Source organism: Streptomyces sp. 11x1 (genome assembly GCF_032598905.1).
Taxonomy (GTDB): Bacteria; Actinomycetota; Actinomycetes; order Streptomycetales; family Streptomycetaceae; genus Streptomyces.
This window is the reverse complement of record NZ_CP122458.1, coordinates 5,112,386-5,128,167: the sequence shown is the minus strand read 5'-3', so window position 1 is coordinate 5,128,167 and position 15,782 is coordinate 5,112,386. Positions and strand designations below refer to the sequence as shown.

Annotated in this window: 17 protein-coding genes; 9 read left to right on the top strand and 8 right to left on the bottom strand. The window is 72.5% G+C overall.

What is annotated here, in order from left to right; genetic code table 11:
- The first annotated feature begins 87 nt into the window (after positions 1-87).
- A complete protein-coding gene (locus P8T65_RS22445; RefSeq protein ID WP_316731670.1) occupies positions 88-1,314 on the top strand; it encodes a hypothetical protein in 1,227 nt (408 codons plus the stop codon).
- A gap of 331 nt (positions 1,315-1,645) precedes the next feature.
- Here P8T65_RS22445 and P8T65_RS22440 read toward each other — a convergent pair whose 3' ends face one another.
- The 3 genes from P8T65_RS22440 to P8T65_RS22430 form a co-directional block, all read right to left on the bottom strand.
- Complete coding sequence (locus P8T65_RS22440; protein ID WP_316727081.1) at positions 1,646-2,983, bottom strand: HAMP domain-containing sensor histidine kinase; 1,338 nt, start codon at positions 2,981-2,983, stop codon at positions 1,646-1,648.
- 43 nt (positions 2,984-3,026) lie between these two features.
- Complete coding sequence (locus tag P8T65_RS22435) at positions 3,027-3,773, bottom strand: response regulator transcription factor (RefSeq protein WP_316727080.1); 747 nt, start codon at positions 3,771-3,773, stop codon at positions 3,027-3,029.
- 236 nt (positions 3,774-4,009) lie between these two features.
- The gene (locus tag P8T65_RS22430) at positions 4,010-5,995 is read right to left on the bottom strand and encodes an Ig-like domain repeat protein (protein ID WP_316727078.1); all 1,986 of its coding nucleotides are present in this window, start codon (positions 5,993-5,995) and stop codon (positions 4,010-4,012) included.
- Between the two features lie 331 nt (positions 5,996-6,326).
- Here P8T65_RS22430 and P8T65_RS22425 point away from each other — a divergent pair, with 331 nt between their 5' ends.
- The 3 genes from P8T65_RS22425 to P8T65_RS22415 all read left to right on the top strand — a co-directional run bounded on the left by P8T65_RS22425 (position 6,327) and on the right by P8T65_RS22415 (position 8,967).
- Positions 6,327-7,097 carry a mechanosensitive ion channel family protein gene (locus tag P8T65_RS22425; RefSeq protein ID WP_316727077.1) on the top strand — a complete coding sequence of 257 codons (771 nt, stop codon included), beginning with the start codon at positions 6,327-6,329 and terminating at the stop codon, positions 7,095-7,097.
- A 65-nt stretch (positions 7,098-7,162) separates the two neighbouring features.
- Positions 7,163-7,345, top strand: coding sequence for a hypothetical protein (locus tag P8T65_RS22420; protein ID WP_316727076.1), 183 nt, complete (start codon positions 7,163-7,165; stop codon positions 7,343-7,345).
- 278 nt (positions 7,346-7,623) lie between these two features.
- Entirely contained in the window at positions 7,624-8,967 is a 1,344-nt protein-coding gene (locus tag P8T65_RS22415) for a helix-turn-helix domain-containing protein (RefSeq protein ID WP_316731669.1), read from the top strand.
- A 197-nt stretch (positions 8,968-9,164) separates the two neighbouring features.
- Here the strand turns inward: P8T65_RS22415 and P8T65_RS22410 are convergent, their stop codons facing one another.
- Positions 9,165-9,536 (bottom strand): hypothetical protein, encoded by a 372-nt coding sequence (locus P8T65_RS22410; protein ID WP_316727075.1) that lies wholly within the window; start codon positions 9,534-9,536, stop codon positions 9,165-9,167.
- Positions 9,537-9,695: 159 nt separating this feature from the next.
- The gene (locus P8T65_RS22405; RefSeq protein ID WP_316727074.1) at positions 9,696-10,004 is read right to left on the bottom strand and encodes an Ig-like domain-containing protein; all 309 of its coding nucleotides are present in this window, start codon (positions 10,002-10,004) and stop codon (positions 9,696-9,698) included.
- 362 nt (positions 10,005-10,366) lie between these two features.
- Here P8T65_RS22405 and P8T65_RS22400 point away from each other — a divergent pair, with 362 nt between their 5' ends.
- The 3 genes from P8T65_RS22400 to P8T65_RS22390 all read left to right on the top strand — a co-directional run bounded on the left by P8T65_RS22400 (position 10,367) and on the right by P8T65_RS22390 (position 12,921).
- Complete coding sequence (locus P8T65_RS22400) at positions 10,367-10,870, top strand: SigE family RNA polymerase sigma factor (protein WP_215457059.1); 504 nt, start codon at positions 10,367-10,369, stop codon at positions 10,868-10,870.
- Positions 10,860-11,834: a L,D-transpeptidase family protein gene (locus tag P8T65_RS22395; protein ID WP_316727073.1), complete on the top strand. Its 975-nt coding sequence runs from the start codon at positions 10,860-10,862 to the stop codon at positions 11,832-11,834. The genes P8T65_RS22400 and P8T65_RS22395 overlap by 11 nt, the downstream gene beginning before the upstream one ends.
- A gap of 136 nt (positions 11,835-11,970) precedes the next feature.
- Positions 11,971-12,921 (top strand): hypothetical protein, encoded by a 951-nt coding sequence (locus P8T65_RS22390; protein WP_316727072.1) that lies wholly within the window; start codon positions 11,971-11,973, stop codon positions 12,919-12,921.
- Here P8T65_RS22390 and P8T65_RS22385 read toward each other — a convergent pair.
- A complete protein-coding gene (locus P8T65_RS22385) occupies positions 12,896-13,531 on the bottom strand; it encodes a TlpA disulfide reductase family protein (RefSeq protein WP_316727071.1) in 636 nt (211 codons plus the stop codon). The genes P8T65_RS22390 and P8T65_RS22385 overlap by 26 nt on opposite strands.
- A 120-nt stretch (positions 13,532-13,651) precedes the next feature.
- Between P8T65_RS22385 and P8T65_RS22380 the strand changes: the two genes are divergently transcribed.
- A complete protein-coding gene (locus P8T65_RS22380; protein WP_316727070.1) occupies positions 13,652-14,110 on the top strand; it encodes a hypothetical protein in 459 nt (152 codons plus the stop codon).
- Positions 14,111-14,130: 20 nt separating this feature from the next.
- On the opposite strand, the gene P8T65_RS22375 is transcribed toward P8T65_RS22380, so the two are convergent.
- A complete protein-coding gene (locus P8T65_RS22375) occupies positions 14,131-14,643 on the bottom strand; it encodes a DUF3515 family protein (protein ID WP_316727069.1) in 513 nt (170 codons plus the stop codon).
- 180 nt (positions 14,644-14,823) lie between these two features.
- Here P8T65_RS22375 and P8T65_RS22370 point away from each other — a divergent pair, with 180 nt between their 5' ends.
- Entirely contained in the window at positions 14,824-14,994 is a 171-nt protein-coding gene (locus tag P8T65_RS22370; protein ID WP_316727068.1) for a hypothetical protein, read from the top strand.
- Positions 14,995-15,019: 25 nt separating this feature from the next.
- Here the strand turns inward: P8T65_RS22370 and P8T65_RS22365 are convergent, their stop codons facing one another.
- Positions 15,020-15,730: a L,D-transpeptidase family protein gene (locus tag P8T65_RS22365; RefSeq protein WP_316731668.1), complete on the bottom strand. Its 711-nt coding sequence runs from the start codon at positions 15,728-15,730 to the stop codon at positions 15,020-15,022.
- Positions 15,731-15,782: the final 52 nt, after the last annotated feature.

Here is a 15,782-nt window from a genome sequence, read left to right as displayed (position 1 = left end):
CCTCCGCTTTCGTCCCGCTCCTTTCCCCCTTTGCACGCGCAGCGGTTACCGTGCTGGCTGGTGCACGTGATCGACGGGGAGGGAACGATGCCGGGAACGGTGCTGCTGCTCGCGGCCTCGCCCATGGGCAAGGGGTGCCTGGTGGACGCGGCCTCCGTGCTCCCCGTACTGGCGGCCGTCACACCCGAGGTGCTGTCCGGCACGGCCACGGCGAACGTAGTGGAGCTGGCCGATCCGCTGGAGCCCCAGGCCGTTCTGACACGGTTGCGCGCGGCGGCCACCGCGCCCGGCCCGCTCACCGTGTACCTCGCAGGGCAGCTGCAACTCGACCGCAAGCAGCGGCTCGTGCATCTGGCGCTGGCGCGAACGACTCCGGCGACGGTGCGGTACACCGCGTTCCCCTGGCACTGGATCGTGGAGGAGCTGCGACTGCGGACGCCCGGGTCCACCACGCTGTTCGTCGATCTGCACGCCGACGCGGAGGTGTGGCAGCGGCTGGCCGGGCGGCCGTTGGCGCTCGGGCCGGGGGTGAGCGTGTACGGGCGGGTCGCGCCGCCGGTCGGTGGGGTGCGGCGGGGGGTGGCCGTGCCGGCGTACATGAGGGCGTTGGCGACGATACTGCGGAGCGGGCAGCGGCCGGAGCCGGCGGTCCTGCACGAGCAGGTGCTCGCCAGGACGGGGGGGTACGGCGACCTGGTGCTCTCCTACGACGCGACGGGCGCCCGGGCGGGCGGCGCGTTCGGCGCTGCCGCACCCGCCGCCCCCGCACCCGCCGCCCCTGCCCGTCCCCAGGGGGCTGTGCCCCCGGTCCCGGCCGGCCGCCCCGAGCTCTCGCCCGCGCCCGTGACCCCGGCGGCCGGGGAGGCTGCGGACGTCGGGGAGGCCGGCGTCGATCCGCACGATGCCATCAGCGCGGCCGTCGGGGCGGGACGGCACGGTGAGGCCGACGCTCTCGCCGCTCGGTGGGAGCAGGGGGCCCTGCGGGAGTTCGGGGACGGGTCGGAGGAGGTGCTGCACTGGCGGGAGGTGCGGGCCGATCTCGCCATGTTCGCGGGGGACCCGGCGGGCAGCTGCGCCGCCTGGATGGGGGTCGCCCGGGCGCGGCTCGCTGCGGGTCGGGCGGCCCAGGACCCGGTGGTGGAGTCCGCGGTCGACCGCGCGCACCATCAGTGGAGCCTGATCACGGACACCGCGCGTGCCCACCAACTCGGCGTCGAGTTCGTGGAGTTGCGCGGCAGGGTCCCCGGACGCCGCGCCGGGGCCGTGGAGCACGCCCGGCAGCACCTGGCCGAACTGCGGCGGCAGCCCGCGTAGGTGGGGGCCCGAGGGTGGGGTCCAAGTGAGGTCGGCCCAGCACGTACCCGGTTGAGCCGAGCCGGTCGATGAGCCGTCGTTCCGTTCGTCGTAGATCGATGAGCCGTCGATCAGGGCGCATACCGAGCCGACCTCGGAGGGGGAGTTGTACGAGGTCGCACCGTGCGTACACGGTGCGGCACCGCACGCCGATCACTTAAGCGCTCGTCGCTCCGAAACGGATCGGAGCCACATCAGAGATCGATCATAAACTCCCCAGCCGTTGGCAAAGTCCACCGCCGGCCACCACCCTTGGGTGAGAGCCCGTCGGAGGGGCCCCGGGCCGGGCGCCTCACGACGGCGCCGGGATGCGGACCCTGAACCAGGCGCCCCGGTGCGAGGGTTCGGACGGTTCCAGGGTGACCACGCCCCCGTGGGCCGCCGCGATCGCCGCCACGATGCTGAGGCCGAGTCCGCTGCCCGCGGCCCGGGTCTCCTCGCCGCGTACGAAGGGGTCGAAGAGCCGGGCGCGGAGTTCGTCGGGGATGCCCGGGCCGTCGTCCAGCACCTCGATGACCCGGTGGCCGTCCTCCGTCCCGAGCCCCAGAGTGGTCGTCGTCCCCGGTGGCGTGTGCACGCGGGCGTTGGCCAGGAGGTTGGCGACCAGTTGGTGCAGTCGCAAGGGGTCGCCGGTGACCGTGTGGTCGCCGGGGGCCAGCAGCAGCCGTACGGGACGGTCGGGGTGGCAGTCGCGGGCGGCGCAGACCGCGTCGCGGCACAGCTGGGCCAGATCCACGCAGGTCAGCCGGAGCGGCTGGCCGAAGTCCAGGCGGGTCAGCAGCACCAGCTCGTCGATGAGCGTGCTCATGCGGCCGACCTCGGTGGTGATCCGGCCGAGTGCCTCCTGCCGCATCGCTTCGTGCCCGGCGTCGCCGAGCCGGGCGAGTTCGGCGTAACCGGAGATCGTGGTCAGGGGGTTGCGCAGTTCGTGCCCGGCGGCCGCCATGAACTCGCGCAGCCGCCGCTCGGTGTCCTGCCGTTCCCTGACCTCGCGGCGACCGAGGCGGCGGGCGCCGATCAGGACGGTGGCCAGGAGGGGGAGGGCGGCGGCCGTCTCGACCTGGAGCAGGCGCTCGACGGCCCGGCGGTCGGCGGCGGTGGATCTCGCGGTGACGACGTACCCGCCCTGGTGGTCCCGGCCCACCTCCGCCGTGCGCACCACCTTCGCCCGATAACTCTCCCCGAACGCGGAGGGCGCCGACCGGGTGGCGTACGCCTTCAGCCGGTCGGCGGTGAGCACCGGAAACGCGGGCAGATCGTCGCCCCCGGGGTGACGCGCGACGACCCGCCCGCGCATATCGAGCACGAGCACGAGCCCGTTCTTGTCGAGGGCCGGGGTCGGACTCGGGGCGATCGCGCCGTCGAAGGCGCTGGCTCTTGCTATTTCCTGGTCGGTGCGGGCCGTGAGGTGCTGGGCGAGGGTGTGGGCGGAGAGGGCGGCGACGGCGCCCAGGGTCGCGATCGTGGCGATCAGCCAGAAGCCGACGGTGCGTCGGCCGGTGCGGTGGGGGCGGATCGGCTGCTCGACGGGCGGGAGCGGGCGGCCGGGGAGGGGCCGGGAGCATGCGTCACCCGGCGCGAGCAGCCCGACCGCCCGGATGCTCTCCCCCAGCCCGGTGAACCCACTCATGGCCACAACCCGCCCGTGGCCGGCCCGGAAACGGTGGTCTCGTTCAGTTGGCGCACAGTTGGTAGCCCACTCCTCTGACCGTTCGTATGAGGGACTGACCCGGCTCGCCCAGTTTGCGGCGCAGGTAGTAGATGTACGTGTCGACGACGCCGGACCCCTCGTCACGGTGGTTCCAGACCCGTTCCTGGATCTGGCGCCGGGACAGGACGCGCCCGGGGTTCTCCATGAGGTAGCGCAGCAGGGCGAACTCGGTGGTGGTGAGGTCGACGGGGTGGCCGTCGGCCCAGACCTGGTGGGCGTCGGCGTCCAGTTGGACCGCGCCGGCGCGAAGGCGGTTGCGGTTGCCGTCGGGCGCGGAGTGGCCGCCGCCGGCCCGGCGCAACAGGGCGCGGACCCGGGCGGCGATCTCCTTCAGTTCGAACGGCTTGGTGACGAAGTCGTCCCCGCCCATGTCCAGCCCGCGCACCCGGTCGTCGACCCCGCCGAGCCCGGTGAGGAACAGCACAGGGACCGCGTTGCCCCGGTCGCGCAGGTTCCGGCACACGTCGAAACCGCTCAGGTCGGGCAGGTTGACGTCGAGGAGGATCAGATCGGGGTCGTAACGGGTGACGGCCTGCAGGGCCTGGCGGCCGGTGGCCGCGGAGGTCACCTGATAGCCGAGGAACTCCAGCGCCATCGTCAGCATGGAGCGGATCCCCTCCTCGTCGTCGACGAGGAGGAGCCGCGCGGTCGGGGCGGCCGAAGCCGCTGGTGAGGGTGTGGAGGGAGCGGAGGGCACAGGCGTGGTCATGTCCTGTTCCTTTGTGACCGTGGCCTCGATCGAGGTCTCAAGATTCGAACAGGGCCGTATCGTCACACGTACCGGCAGGTAAGGGAGACCGCTTTGGCCATCATTCGGAACGGCTCGTTCCTGGCGGACGGTCCGCCGTCGCGAGGCCGTCGAGGCGTGACACACCTGTGGCCCGCGACGTCCGACGTCACGGGCCACAGGTGCGAAGGGCGCCCGGGCGGGGGCGCCCCCGTGGGCTAGCTCGTGTAGATGAAGTACTTCCAGGCCCCGTACGTCGTGGTGTTGACGTTGTCGCCGGACGTCGTGTCGTGGTACTCCGAGCGGAAGCGCAGGCGGACGTTCGTGGTCGGCGTGCCGGTGAGGGTCACGTCGGACTTGCCCGCGGTGCCGAGGGGGAAGTACTCGCTGCCCCAGTCCCGCCAGGCGCCGTCGTAGTGGAACTGCAGCTGGAGGCGCTGCTTGCGGTCCGGGTAGTACGACATCGTGGTCTTCAGGACCGGGTCCTTGGACTTGCGGATGTAGTGGTACTTCTGGCCCCAGGCCGTCCGGGTCGTGTAGTGGCCCGAGATCGACGACGAGATGGCGACCTTGGTGTAGACGGTGTTGGTGACCGTCCTCGCCTTGTAGCGCGCGTCGCCCGCGAACTTCACCGAGAGCTTGGTGTCCCGCTTGAGGTCGACGGTGACCGACAGGTTGCCGCTGGAGTTCACCGTCCCCGACTTCACCAGCTTGTTCGGCTTGTCCGAGCCGTACGGGTCGGCCCAGATCTCGACCTTGCGGTTCTTGTAGGTCGTGCCGAGGTGCGCCGTGAACTTCACGTCCGCGCCGTAGGCGTAGGTCTTGCGGTTCTTGTCCAGCGTCAGCGCGGGCGTCGCCCGGGAGACCTCGACGGAGCGGGAGGCGGATGCGGCGGTGTGCTGCGCGTCGCCCGCGTACGACACCTTGTAGGTGACCTTGCCTCCGGCCGGCGGGGTGTCCGTGAAGGAGAACTTGCCGCCCGTGCCCAGCGTCTTGGTGCCGAGCGACTTGCCCTTCGGGGACTCGATGTCGGTCCGGGTGACCGTGAGCGGGGTGCCGGCGGGCAGCGGCAGCGTGGCCGTCAGGGTGCCGGAGACCGTGAGCGGCTTGGCACGGGTGGCCGTCGCCGGGGCGCTGACCGTCAGGGTCGGCTTGGACTTGGTGGGGTCGTCGTAGACGCGGAGGCTGTACTCGCCGTCGTAGTTCCCCGTCAGCGCGAACAGCCTGCTGCCGCCCGGCTCCCAGGCGAGCCCGCCGTCGGCGAGGTCGTCGGAGCCGCTGATCGTGTCGGTGTCCGGCAGCTCGTACTCCCGCACGGGCGTCGTCGTACCCGGCGTGAACACGTAGATGTCCGGGTCGTACGGGGAGCTGGTCCCGGCGGCGAGGGTCCCGTCCGGGGCGATCGCCACCGAGTTCGGGTGGTGCTCCGTCGTGTACGAGCCGACCTGCGCGAGGTCGGACGTCTGCCACACCTTGTGCTGGTTGCCGGCCTCGGCGGTGATCAGTCGGCTGCCGTCGGGCGTGAAGGCGAGGTCGTTGGTCTTGCCGGACTCGCCCGGACCGCCGACGCGCGCGGTACGCACGGCCGTGGTGCCGGAGACGTCGAACACGGCGAGGTTGAACCAGTAGACCTCTGGGGAGGCCGCGGCCACCACGTCCGGGTCGGCCGGGGACACGGCGAGGCGGGGCGCGCCCGTCCAGTCCGTGTCGGCGTCCTGGCCGAGCGCCACCACGGGCTGCTCACCGGAGACGTCCAGCGAACCGATGTCCCCGTGCTCCTTGTCGCCGTACCCGAACCAGACCTTGCCCCCCGCGACGGCGAGGTGGGTCGGCTTGGTGCCGTCGCCGGTCGCGTACCGCCCGGCCTCGGTCATGCCGACGGCGTCGATGGCCACGATCGCGTCGGCGCCGGGCACGGCCGCGTAGAGGGTGCCCGAGTCGGCGGACAGAGCCAGGCCCGTCACCCCGGGCAGGGAGGCGACGGTGCCGAGGACGGTGCCCGAGTAGGTTGTGGCGACGACCTTGCCGCTGTACGGGTCGCTGACGAAGACCCGCTGGTGGGCGCCGTCCACGAGGAAGTCGCCCGCCGACTTGACCGGCACGATCTTGCTGCTGTCGGCCGCTGCGGGCGCGCCCGTGCCGACCGTGAGCGCGGCCGAACTGAACAGGACTGCCAGCGCGGTGGCAGCCGGAAGAGTGCGCATACGCACAGGTTTCGAACCCCCCGGAACGAAAGAAATGGGCGCGTCGCCGGAGGCCTTCGCGCGGGGCCGGTGTGTTCGACCTGTGCCGCGCGTGTGAATCCTGTGACGCGTGAGCGAAGAGTAAGTCATGCCACTGACAAGAGCGTCACAGGGGGTGGCCGGGAACTCAATGGATTTACGGGGCGGACCTCCACTCCGGCGCACGCGCCCTCCACGCACCCCGCGCGCGGTCACCCGAACGGCCCTGAGGTGCGCCGTCACCCGGTCGGCCCACTGCTATCCACAAGGGGAGGGGACGTATCCGACGTACCCGCGAAGGGAAGAACCACCCATGGTCAGCCTGTCCGTCGACCTGTCCGTCGACTTCGCCCGGGGCTTGAACGACGCCTGGTCCAAGGTCGCGCAGTTCGTACCGCAACTCGTCGCCTTCCTCGTCATCCTGATCGTCGGCTGGTTCGTCGCGAAACTGGTCTCCCGCGCCGTCGACCGCCTCCTGCGCAAGGTCGGCTCCGAGCGCCTCTCCGAACGTGCCGGAACGTCACGGCTGCTGCGGGACTCCTCGTACGACCTGACCGGCATCCTCCGCCGGATCGTGTACTACGCGCTGATGCTGATGACCCTGCAGTTCGCGCTGGGTGTCTTCGGCCCCAACCCGGTGAGCGCGCTGATCGACGACATCGTGGGCTGGCTGCCGCGCGCGGTCGTCGCCGTGGTCCTCGTGGTCGTCGCGATGGCCGTCGCCGGCGCGGTGCGCGGGATCGTCGGGGGCGCGCTCGCCTCCCTCTCCTACGGCCGCGCCCTCGCGACCGCCGTCTGGGCCTGCGTCGTCGGCCTCGGCGTCATCGCGGCGCTCGGCCAGGCCGGTATCGCCCAGGACGTCACCCGGCCGGTTCTCTACGCCGCGCTCGGCACGGTCGCCGGCATCCTCGTCGTCGGTGTCGGCGGCGGCCTGATCGGGCCGATGCGGCAGCGCTGGGAGCGGATGCTGACGACGGTGGAGCGGGAGACCGTGCAGGCGCGGGGCAGTGTGGCGGCGTACCGGGCGGGCCGCGAGAGCGTCCCGGCGAGCCGCGAGGGCGAGCCGGCCACCGTCGACAGGTGACGGGCGGGGAGACCGCCGGCGGGTGAGCTGCAGGTGACCGCCGGTGTGTCGCCGTACGCACGCGGGTGCCCGCGCCCCTGGAGGGGCGCGGGCACCCGTGCGTCCGCGCGGGAGCAGCCCGCGGCGTTCGGGTCGAAGGCCCGGAGCCCTCTGCGGACAGGTACGCGAAGGCGGTGAAGTGCAAGCTGGGCATGGTCGTCCCCCTGCCCAGCCCCCTCGGCTTCGACCTGGACACCGCCGAGTTCTGAGCCGACGGGCAGGTGGTGCGCGCCGTCAGCGGGGGAGAGCGTTGGCCGCTGTCATCAGGGCGGTGATCGCGAGCAGCGCGGCCGCGGCGGCGCGGGCATGGCGGGTGAGCAGGTCTCGGATCACGGCGACCTCCCTGCGGCTGACCGGGTGGGTTAAGCACGCTTAACGCGTCGCTTAACGTAAGGCTTTGGCCTACCGACGGCAAGAGGCTGTTCGGGAGTTGGGTGAAGCGGCCGATGTAAGCGGAGTTACTGGCATGCTTTACGTCATGGCAGGTATGGCCGAGCGTGACGACCCCGAGGTCATCGGGCGCAGAGTGCAACAACTGCGGACGGAACGCGGCCTCACACAGCGGCAGTTGGCGGAACCGGCGTACACCCCGGCATACATCTCGACCCTGGAGGCCGGCCGGGTACGCGCCTCGGAACCCGCGCTGCGGCATATCGCCGAACGGCTCGGCGTCGGCTACGACGAACTGGCCACCGGCCGCCCCGCGGGCTTCGCCACCGAGCTGCGGCTCCGGCTGACCGGCGCCCAGCGCACGCTCGCCAGCGGTGCCGGGGAGGCCGCCGCCGAGGGTTTCACGGCCGTCCTCGCCGAGGCGGAGGAGTACGGCCTGGTCACCGAGCAGGCCGACGCGCTGCTCGGCCTCGGTGAATGCGCCCTGGAGACCGGTGACCTGGAGACCGCCCAGCTGCGGTTCGAGCAGGTCGAGCAGCGGCTCGGCGACGCCCCGCTGCCGGCCCGGGTCCCCGCCCTGCGCGGCCGCGCGACCGCCCACTACCTCGCCGGTGAACTGCGCTACGCCTGCTACCTGTACGAGTCCACGCTCGACGAGCTGAACCGCAACGGCATGCACGACCCCGACGCCCTGCTCCTCCTCTACACCGGCGTCATCGCCCCCTACATGGACATGGGCGCCCACGCCCGCGCGGCCCAGGCCGCCGAGCTGGCCCTCGCGCTCGCCCCGCAGTCCGGCGACCCGGCCCTCGTCGCCCGTATGCACCGCTCGGTCGCCCGGACGATGATCGCCGAAGGGCGGATCGCCGAGGCCGACGCCTCCCTCGCCAAGGCCTCCGAGCTCTACCGGCAACTCCAGATCCGCACCGAGCTGGCCAACTGCCACTGGATGCGCGGTTACCTCCACGCGCAGAACGGCGACTACGTCCGCGCCGAGGAGGAACTGCGCGAGGCCCGCCGGATGCTCTCCGCCAAGCGCGCCGCGCTCTACACCAGCCAGGTCGCCGTCGAACTCGCCGACGTCCTGCACCGCAGGGGCAAGTCCGAGGAGGCCGCGGAACTGCTCCATGAGGTCCTCAGCGACCTCAGCTCCGAGCGCGGCGCCCTGCACTCCGCCGCCGCGCACCGTCTCCTCGGCATCATCGCCGAGGACGGGCGGGACGCGGACGCCGCCGAGGAGCACTACGTACGGGCGCTGAGCCTGCTGGAGCGGGCCGGTGCCGCCGGTGACCTGGCCGACCTGTGCCGATTGCTGGGCGACCTGTACCGCCGCACCGGCCGCGTGGAGGCCGCCCTCGACGCCTACCGCACGGGCCTCGGCCACCGCACGGCCCCCGGTACCACGACACTCGGCCCCGCGCCCGCACAGCCGCCTCTTTGACGAATCCGGTCCAGACGGCGACGGCACGTACAAGGGGCCTGGCCCCGGTCCTGGACGCCGGGTCGGTGCGGCGGGTGGCCGAGCCGGTCCCGGAGATCGGGTGGTTCATGAATCGGGATCGGTATGGGGATCGGGAACGGGAACGGGGGGGGAGCGTGTCGTGCGGAGGGGCGGTCGCCCCCCTCCGCACGGTCGGGTCAGCGCAGGTGCAGCTGGGAGTAGACGCCGCCCTTGGTGTCGAGGACGGTCACACCGCGCAGGAACTCCCGCCCGGCGTCCACCGTGGGCAGGTCGGAGATGGCGTACCAGACTCCCCAGCCCGGCATGCCGGGCAGCTCGTCCTCCTCCGTGATCCAGAACTCGAATCCCGGCGCGACGACGAGGTGTTCACCGGGCTGGAGGATGCGCGGAGTCGGTGCCTTCCTGGCCGCCGCGGTGGCGGCGGCCTCCGCCTCCGCGGCCGCCGTGCCGACGCCGTGCGCCGCCTCCCCCCGCGAGGCGGCGTACGACGTCGTCGACGCCCCCGCCGGCAGCGTGGTCAGCGCTGCGACGGCGACGAGTGTGTGCATCCGTGTCATGGTCATGAACGGACGCCCCCCAAAGGTGTGTTGGTCCAGGTGCTTGGTCTGACACTCCTGAAACCCGTGAGGCGCACGGGACGGATGACACCGACGGAACACTTTTTCTCCGGCCCCTCCGACTTCTCTCCGACTTCTCTCCGACCTCGCTCAGCGGTCGGGCGCGCTCGCGGCGATCTGCGAGCGGCCGACGGTGAAGTGCCGGGTGAGGGCCGTGCCGACCTTGACGGTGACCTTGGTGCCGGGCTGCCAGGAGGCGCGCGGACGGAAGTCGACGCGCTGCCCGTCGGCGAGGGCCGGGTCCTCGGCCCACTTCCAGGAGCCCTCGGCGCCGTCGCCCAGGACGGTGACCTTCAACTGGCCTTCCACGGCCGCGCGTTCGGTCGAGGGGACCGGGCGGGCGAAGGTGACCGCTATCGGTATGCCGACGCCCAGGGGCTGCCCCTCCGCGATGTTCACCCGCACACCGTCGAAGGCCGGCGGGCTGGCGCGAACCTCCGCGTCCGCCCGGGCAAGGGCTCTGGGTATCTCGCTCGGCCCCTCGACCCGTACTCCCTCCCCGCTCCCCGAACAACCCGTGAGTGTGACGGCGCACGCGACCGCGCACGCGGCCGTCGTGACGATCATGCGCACCGGACGCCGGCGCGGTCCCGTCCCGACGCCCCGGCTCCCCCTGGCACTGCTCCCCGTGGTCATGGTCTCCCCCAGTCGCTGACGGCGATGTGTTTCGATGGGCTGCGGCGTACGTTCGAGACCTGTACGCACGACGGGGGCGACCGGGTTGCATGGCGATGCACGGGACTTCGGACAACGGCGGGGGCATGACCGAGGAAGAGTTCGACGCGTTCTACGCCACCGCGTTCCCCCGACTGACCGGCCAGCTCTACGCCTTCACCGGGGACCACGGCGAGGCGCAGGACGTGGTGCAGGAGGCCTTCGTACGGGCCTGGGACCGACGGCGGGACTTCCTCGCCGAGGGGGCGCCCGAGGCGTGGATCAGGACCGTGGCGATGCGGCTCGCGGTGAGCCGGTGGCGCCGGGCGCGCCGCTGGCTGGAGCTGGTGCGCCGCGAGCCGCCCCCGGAGCACGCGCCGGGCCCCGATCCCGAGCGGGCGGTGCTGGTCGAGGCGTTGCGCAGGATTCCGGAGGCCCAGCGGATGGCAGTGGTTCTGCACCATCTGTGCGACTTGAGTGTCGAGGAGGTAGCCTCCGAGACCGGCGCCCCGGTGGGCACGGTCAAGGCCCGGCTGTCCCGTGGCCGGGCGGCGCTGGCGCGCGAACTGGCCCCCGGCGAGGGTGCGAAGGAGGACGGCCGTGTCCGATGAACTCACCGTCCGACTGCGCGAGTTGGCCGAGTCCGCCGAGCACCTGCCGCCGGGGTCCGGCGCCGAGGTACGCGCCACCGCCGGACGGCGTCGTCGACGGCGCCGTACGACCGCAGCGGTCGCGGGCGGTTGTGCGGCGGCGGGCCTGGCCGCCGTCCTCATCCTGAACGCCGTCTCGCACGGCACCGAGCAGCGCCCGTCGGCCACCGCGAGCATCCCGCCGAGCGCGACGGCCGAGGTGGCCGAGGTGGCCGAGGCGGCCGACGCCACGGTGGACCTCTCCCGCCGCGTCATCACCGTCGACGGCCGCGAACTGCCCATCTCGGCGGGCAGACCGGCGACACCGACCCCGACCGGCCTGATGACCGTCACCGCCAAGGCCGACATCAAGGTCGTGAGCTACTCGACGCCCGGCCCCGGCGACGAGTCCGGCGAGAAGCTGGCGTGGGTCCTGGAACTGTCCCCGGTGGCGACGGGTGCCACGGGCGAGTCGAACGGCGGTGAAACGACCGATGGGCCCGCCGCCGGCGTCACACCGGACGTGACCGACGTGACCCCCGGGACCGATGGGACTGACGGGACAGACAGAGCCGCTGGGACCGACGCGACCGACGGGACCGACGAGGCCGCCACGGCAGACCCGACCGACCGGACCGACCCGAGCGGACCGACCGACCCGAGCGAACCCGCCGCCGGAACCGGCGCCGAGAAGCGGACGAGCGACGCTCCCACACGGGGCCCGGCCACCGGCGTGCTCTGGATCGCCGCCCTCTCCGCCGACGAGAAGGCCCCCGGCAACCAGGACACCAACCCCGGCTGGATCGGCCTGCGCACCACGGACGCCCGTTGGCTGTACGGCCGCCTCACCGAGGGCGCGATCGTGGAGATCCGGGGCACGACCTCGCCCCCGCCCTCGATGGCTCCCACTCCCTCCGCCTCTCCCACGTTCACGTCCCTCGGGTGACCGGGCGGCCCCGTACCTGAGGGGCCCCTGCCGCTGTCCGGGGGACCACCTCACCCGTACGGCCGCGAGCGCTGGTGGGCGGGCCCGAGCGGTGTTGGCGTGGAACGGCAACGTCGTGCTCTCGGGAGGCTCCGCCATGCGTCGTCCGTTCCGTGTTCTCGCCCGGGTCATGGCCCTCGGGATGCTCGCTGGGACGACGGCCTGTGTCGTGGACGACCCCGGGCACCCCCGCGGCTTCCCCGAGGCCGCCTCCGTCGAGGAGACCACCACCTCCGCCTCGCCCACCGCCCCGGCGGCCCCCGCTCTCACCGACGCACGGGCCCGCAGCGCCCTGCTGCGCCAGGACGATCTCGGTGACACCTGGTCCGGCACCCAGGGCGCGGCGACCTGGCGGGACGGCCTCCTCAAGGGCCGCACCGACCGCCCCGAGTGCCAGGCACTCCTCGACGCGGTCTACGCCGAGGACGTCCTCGGCGAGCCCAGGGGCGGCACGGCCGTCACCGGCTTCGACGACTACGAGTACGGCGCCCAACTGCGCTACCAGGTCGGCGCGTACGACAAGGCCGACGTCGACGCTCGCCTCCGCCGCCTGGGCCAACTCGTCGGCAGCTGCCAGGAGTTCGCCATCGCCGGTGTCCAGGGCCGGGAGTACGGCGCCGAGGTCAGCCCCGTCGACCTGCCGGGCGACCTCGGTGACGCCCGCCAGGGCCTGCGGCTGATCGTCAGCGGTGACCTGGAGGGCGAGGAGACCGCGCTCACCCTCGACCTCGCGACCGTACGCGTCGGCGACACCGCCGCCCTGCTCACCCACGGCGGCCTCTACGGCATCGACGACACCGCCACCACCGAGGCGGCGCAGGCCGGCATCAAACGCCTCCAGAGCCTCCTGAACGAACATGCGGCGAAGAAGGACGAGAAGAAGGCAGAGAAGAAGGGGAAGAAGGACCCGAAGCCGAAGAAGGACACCGAGCAGCGGGAGCAGTCCACGGACGCCGAACAGGGCTCCTCGGACGAGGCCCGGGGCCGGTCCACCGCCCGCACCGAAGTCCTCGCCGCCTCCCCTACCCCTCCTCCAGCATCGGCGTGACCACGCTCCGCACGTCCTCCTCCGTCACCGTGCTCTGCACCGCCCCGGCGATCCGGCCCGCGCGGTCGACGAAGAGGGTGAAGGGGAGGATCCGCGGGTTCACGAGACCGTTCGGCAGCTTCAGGAACTGCTTGCCGCCGGGGTCGTGCAGGCTCGGGTAGGACAGGGCGAGGTCCCGCTGGAAGGCGAGCGCGTTCGGCCGGGACACGTCCATGCTGACGCCCAGAACCTGGACGTCCCGCCCCTTCAACTCCCGCTGCGCACGGTCGAGATCGGGTGACTCGACCCGGCAGGGCCCGCAGGTGGAGGCCCAGGCGTTCACGACGACGACCTGACCCCGGTAGTCGGAGAGCCGGACGGATCCGCCGTCGACGCTGTCGCCGGCGAAGTCGGGCGCGGCGGGCCGCTCGCCGACGGGGATGCTCTTGAACAGCCCGCCCCCACCTGCCAGTCGGGCGTTCCCCGACTGCCCTGACCGCCCCGACTGCCCGGCACCTCCGGCCCGTTCGCCCTGTTCCACGTCGGTCGGCAGCGGCTTCGGCGTGGCACAGCCCGTCATCGCGAGCCCGGCCACGACCACGCACAGGACCGCACGGGGTTTCGTCTTCATCGCCGTACAGCTTAGGCAACTCCCCCGGGGAGCCTGCCGATCGGCCCCGCGGAGGCGGCTGGGACACTGCTGTGGTCACCGGTTGACCGCCGGTGACGTACGGGGATGCGAGGAGCGCAGATGATCACGCCTTGGCGCAGAGCGGTGGAGTACGCGGCCGTGGTGACCCTTCCCTCATGGCTGTGGGGGCTGGTCGTGCTGAACGTGGGGACCGGAGGGGACACATCGCCCGACGACGCCGCTCTCGGGCTGGTCGACGGCGGGGGACTGCTCTTCCCGCTGGTGGCGGTGCCCGTGCTGACGGTGGTCCGCAAGACGCTTCCCGCCCTGTCGCGCTGGCGCACCGCGACGATCGACACGTCGGTCTACGCGGTCCTGTATCTGCTGACCCTGGTGGCGACCGGGTTGTGGGCGGGCTCCGGACCGGCCGACGCGGTGGACTGGGCCTTCGTGATGATGACTGTCGCCCTCCTCGACCTGCAGTTTCTGATGACGCTTGGCCTGTGCGCCTGGCGCTACGACCGCCTGGTGCCGACGGCCCCCTCGGGCAGCCTGAGCGGTGGCCCCCGCGTGGTCTGACGACGGCCGCGCCGGAGCCGTCAGCGCGGTGCGGCGTCGGCGGCGGCCACGCACTCGTCGTCCGGCGCCCGCTCGATCGGTCTCACCACGTCGCTGAGGTCCACCAGGACGCCGTCGATCGCCGTGATCCGGTCGTCGACGAAGGCCTGGACGGCCGGGTCACGGCCGTAGGTGATGAGGACGCGATAGCCGGAGCCGGTGGAGCGGTCCTCCCGGAACACCCAGTCGACGCCGTCGACCTCGACGCACGGGTCGACGGTCTCGGCCGGCGGTTCCAGGCCGCAGCGCAGCACCACGCCCCCGTTGCCCCAGGACGTCACACCGGTGACGGAGACGGGGTCGCGGGACTCGCCCGCGACCCGGTCGGGGTAGTGGTCGGCGATCCGGGTGCAGGCCGGGTCCCCGGCGCGGGCGGCCGGCCGTAGGTCCAGGGCCGGTGAGGAGACCTCCCGGGCCACGAGCAGTCCGGCGACCACCGCCGCGCCCACGGCCGCCCCGATCGCGATCCGGGCACGCCGGGAAGGGCGTCTCATCCGTCAACTCCTGCGGAGGTCATGTACTGCGGTGCGTCGTGGTGCGGGCGGGGAAGAGGCCCGCGGTCGGGTCCCTCCGCCCATTTCACTGGTCGGCCCTTCCCGATGCCGCTTTCCCGACAGAGCCCCGTGCCCCGGGTGCGGCGGCGATCTACCCCCAACTTAGCGCCCGCTACTGACATGAAGCACCCCCGTAATGACACGGGCACGTCACAGCGGTGGGCCCCGGGGGAGCGACGGCCCCTCGCGGTCCCGGCCCCGGCGGAGTCGGCGGACGACGCCGGCGCGTCGAAGCTGCCGGCGAAGCTGACGGCCAAGAGAACCTGGACCGCCTCGATCATCCACGGCTGATCCCGGCCGGGGGTGCCGCGCGGGCTCAGCCCTGTGCGGGTTCGGGTGCGGGCGCCTCGGGCGGCGGGCCCAGTGAGCGCCAGGTGCCCGGCTTGGCGCCCCAGATGTAGACGGCGTCGTCCTCGTGCATGATGCGCCACAGGCGTTCGGCGTCGGCGTAGCGGAGGTTCACGCAGCCGTGGGAGCCGCCCCGGAAGAGGTCGTCGAGGACGCCGTGGAAGGCCTGCCCGTCGTTGAAGAACTGGGCGAACGGCATCGGGGCGTTGTTGTACAGGTCGGAGAAATGGTCGCGGTGCTTCCAGTAGACCGTGTGCCAGCCGGTGCGGGTCTCCTCGCCGTCCTTGCCGGTGCGCGCGGGCACCGGCGGGTAGATCACCTGCTTACCCTGCTGCACCCACACCAGCTGGCGGTCGAGGTCCACGCACGTCACCTGGTACGTGCGCACCGGACACTTCCCGGCCGCGTTGGGGTCGGCGCGGGCCTGCACCACCAGCATCGTGCGGTAGGTGGCGAGGCCCGCGTAGCCGTCGGCCGGCTGCACGCCCGTGCGCTGCTGGAAGGCACGGATCGCCACGCAGTCGGCGGTGGACTGCCGGCCGTCCGCCGGGAGCCTGAGGTGACGTTCCAGGTCCCACTGGTAGGGCCCGGTCCGCGCCGTGCACTCCGGCGCGGGCACCGCCTCGGCAGCGGGTGCCGCCGTCCAGCCCACCAGGGCGGACGACAGCACCGCGACCACACGTACCCGGCGTATCCGGCTCTTCTGCGTCCTGCGGGCCTTCCGTGTCCTT

Excerpts from the sequence above, each read along its gene's own strand:
- P8T65_RS22445 (WP_316731670.1), top strand. The coding sequence starts at position 88 with ATGCCGGGAACGGTGCTGCTGCTCGCGGCCTCGCCCATGGGCAAGGGG.
- P8T65_RS22440 (WP_316727081.1), bottom strand. The coding sequence starts at position 2,983 with ATGAGTGGGTTCACCGGGCTGGGGGAGAGCATCCGGGCGGTCGGGCTG.
- P8T65_RS22435 (WP_316727080.1), bottom strand. The coding sequence starts at position 3,773 with ATGACCACGCCTGTGCCCTCCGCTCCCTCCACACCCTCACCAGCGGCT.
- P8T65_RS22430 (WP_316727078.1), bottom strand. The coding sequence starts at position 5,995 with ATGCGCACTCTTCCGGCTGCCACCGCGCTGGCAGTCCTGTTCAGTTCG.
- P8T65_RS22425 (WP_316727077.1), top strand. The coding sequence starts at position 6,327 with ATGGTCAGCCTGTCCGTCGACCTGTCCGTCGACTTCGCCCGGGGCTTG.
- P8T65_RS22415 (WP_316731669.1), top strand. The coding sequence starts at position 7,624 with ATGGCCGAGCGTGACGACCCCGAGGTCATCGGGCGCAGAGTGCAACAA.
- P8T65_RS22410 (WP_316727075.1), bottom strand. The coding sequence starts at position 9,536 with ATGCACACACTCGTCGCCGTCGCAGCGCTGACCACGCTGCCGGCGGGG.
- P8T65_RS22400 (WP_215457059.1), top strand. The coding sequence starts at position 10,367 with ATGACCGAGGAAGAGTTCGACGCGTTCTACGCCACCGCGTTCCCCCGA.
- P8T65_RS22390 (WP_316727072.1), top strand. The coding sequence starts at position 11,971 with ATGCGTCGTCCGTTCCGTGTTCTCGCCCGGGTCATGGCCCTCGGGATG.
- P8T65_RS22385 (WP_316727071.1), bottom strand. The coding sequence starts at position 13,531 with ATGAAGACGAAACCCCGTGCGGTCCTGTGCGTGGTCGTGGCCGGGCTC.
- P8T65_RS22380 (WP_316727070.1), top strand. The coding sequence starts at position 13,652 with ATGATCACGCCTTGGCGCAGAGCGGTGGAGTACGCGGCCGTGGTGACC.
- P8T65_RS22375 (WP_316727069.1), bottom strand. The coding sequence starts at position 14,643 with ATGAGACGCCCTTCCCGGCGTGCCCGGATCGCGATCGGGGCGGCCGTG.
- P8T65_RS22370 (WP_316727068.1), top strand. The coding sequence starts at position 14,824 with ATGAAGCACCCCCGTAATGACACGGGCACGTCACAGCGGTGGGCCCCG.